The organism is Corallococcus sp. CA053C (assembly GCF_003611675.1).
Lineage (GTDB): Bacteria > Myxococcota > Myxococcia > Myxococcales > Myxococcaceae > Corallococcus.
The window spans coordinates 1-2,436 of sequence record NZ_RAWA01000699.1 but is presented as its reverse complement, the minus strand read 5'-3'; the positions used below and the strand labels follow the sequence as shown (position 1 = coordinate 2,436).

Genomic DNA, 2,436 nt, shown 5'->3' with positions numbered 1-2,436 from the left:
CTGATCGCCCACCCACCCCCGGCAGGTGGTGGCGTGGCAATGCATGCGCGCGGGCAGCATCACATCCTCCCCGGCGCCATCGCGTGGACCCTTTCGGAAGACAGTGGGTGGAGGACCTCGGAGGGCAGGCCCAGCTCCTGGCAGATGCCCAGCAGCTCTTCCACGCGGTGCGCGCAGGTGTGGCGCGACCGCACCGTGCACAGGCCCGCGTCCGCGAACTCGCGGCGCATCTCCGGATCCGCGAGGAGCGCGGACAGGTGCCGCCGCATCTGCGCGCCATCGCGGGCGACGAGGAAGTCCCTGCCCGGGGTGAAGAGGCTCTCCGTGTCCGCCCAGGGCGCCGTCACCAGCGGGATGCCGCACGCCAGCGCCTCGAAGGGACGGATGGTGGGGATGCCGGGCAGCGCGGTGGCGTAGGGCCGGCGGGGCACGTGCACGGTGACGCGCGCCTGCGCGAAGGCCGAGGGCACCCGGTGGTTGGGCAGCCAGCCCGCGTACTCGAGGCCGGCCTCCGACAAGGCCCGCAGCGCGGGGGCCGGGTAGCGCACGCCGTGCACCCGCGCCGTCAGCCCCAGCGTGCGCACCGGCTCCAGCAGGAACTCGTGCAGCTCCGCGGTGCGCTCGTCGTCGCCCCAGTTGCCAATCCACACCAGGTCCCGCACCTCGCGGTTGCGCGGGCGTGGGTGGAACACGCGCACATCCGCGGCCTCGTGCCACGTCCACGCGCGGCGGGCCCAGCCCTCCTCCAGGTACAGGCGCCGGAGGATGTCACCGAAGGCGAGCACCCCGTCGTAGTGGGTGAGCTCGTACCGGGCCCTCTCCTCGGGGGCGCTCACGCCCCGGTGGTGGGTGTCGTGGAAGAGCAGCCGGAAGGTGCCGCCCGCGGCGCGGCGCTCGCCCAGGCGCCGCACCAGCTCCGGCGGGCTCCACTCGTGCACGAGCACCAGGTCCGCCCCTTCGAGCGCGCGATCCACGTCCAGCGAAGCGGTCGCGTAGCGCTCCGGTCGCACGAACGGGTAGACGCCGCGCACCTCCGCCAACGCCGCCTCGCCCTGGGGTTCGGCCCGCAGGTTCTGGAGGCTCCATGCGTCCTCGGGCTCGAAGACGCGCACGTCGTGGCCGCGCATGACGAGCTCCGTCACCACTCCGCGCAGGAAGTGGGCGTTGCCGTGGTTCCAGTCCGACAGCAGCGAGTGACAGAAGAGGATGACACGCATGACTTGGACGGCTCCTTGGTTCAGGACGCGTGACGGGCGCGACGGAGCAGGGGCTCAGGGCTGGCTGGCGATGACTTCAAGCGATTCCTCCCGCTCCACGGACGGCCGCGTCCGTTCGCCCCGCAGCTCCTCCAGCCATCTCCTCAACCGCGCCACGCCCTCCTCCACTCCCACGCGGGGCATCCACCCGGTGGCCCGCATGAAGGCGCGGTTGTCGGAGACGTAGTAGCGCGGGTCGCCCGTGCGCCAGTCCGCGAAGTGGAGGCGCGGCGCGCGGCCGGTGCGCCGCTCGATGAGCGCCAGGAGCTCCCGCGGGCTCACCGTCCGCGCCGGCCCCCCGCCGATGTTGAAGGCCCGGCCCTGGATGCGCGGCATGGCCTGCTGGGCCAGCCGCAAGGCGCGCACCAGGTCCTCCACGTAGAGCAGGTCGCGCACCTGCAGCCCGTCGCCGTACAGGGTGAGGGGCTCGCCGTCCAACACGCGCAGGAGGAAGTGCGCGACCCAGCCCTGGTCCTCGGCGCCGAGCTGCCGGGGCCCGTAGATGCAGCCCATCCGGAACACCACCGTCGGCAGGCCGTAGGAGCGCGCGTAGTCCAGCACGTACTGATCCGCGGCCCCCTTGGAGCAGCCATGGGGGCTCTCGAAGTCGAGCGGGCGCTTCTCGCTGATGCCGTGGTCGCGCGTGGCCGCGTCGCACGGGGCATAGCGCTGTCCCTGGACTTCAAGCTCCAACCCCGGCAGCCCGCCATAGACCTGGTGGGTGGAGGTGAAGACGAGCGGCGCCGGCGTCTCCAGGGCCCGGAGGGCTTCGAGGATGTGGAGCGTGCCCCGCGCGTTGACCTCGAAGTCGTGCAGGGGGGAGCGGAGGCTGTGCGTGACGGCCACCTGCGCGGCGAAGTGGAACACCTCGCGCGCGTCGCGCACCGCCCGCCGCACCGCGAGCAGGTCGCGGGTGTCCGCCACCTCCACGCTCAGGAGCGAGCCGTGCCGCTCCCGGAGCCAGCGCAGGTTGCGCTCCACGCCGGGGCACGACACGTTGTCGAACACGCGCACCGGTTGGCCTTCACGCAGGTAGTGGTCCGCCACGTTGGAGCCGATGAAGCCGGCCCCGCCGAAGATGACGACCTGCTTCACCCCGCCGCTCATACGCTGAGCCCCCGGGCGTCCAGCTGCGAACCGATGAAGCCCGCGCCCCCGGTGATGAGGATGTGCTCGCGCC

At 72.7% G+C, this 2,436-nt stretch carries 2 protein-coding genes; both read right to left on the bottom strand.

Going from position 1 to position 2,436, the window contains the following annotated elements; genetic code table 11:
* Positions 1–59 precede the first annotated feature (59 nt).
* Positions 60–1,217 (bottom strand): glycosyltransferase, encoded by a 1,158-nt coding sequence (locus D7V97_RS42290; protein ID WP_120616177.1) that lies wholly within the window; start codon positions 1,215–1,217, stop codon positions 60–62.
* A gap of 54 nt (positions 1,218–1,271) precedes the next feature.
* The gene (locus D7V97_RS42285; protein ID WP_120616176.1) at positions 1,272–2,363 is read right to left on the bottom strand and encodes an NAD-dependent epimerase/dehydratase family protein; all 1,092 of its coding nucleotides are present in this window, start codon (positions 2,361–2,363) and stop codon (positions 1,272–1,274) included.
* Positions 2,364–2,436 lie beyond the last annotated feature (73 nt).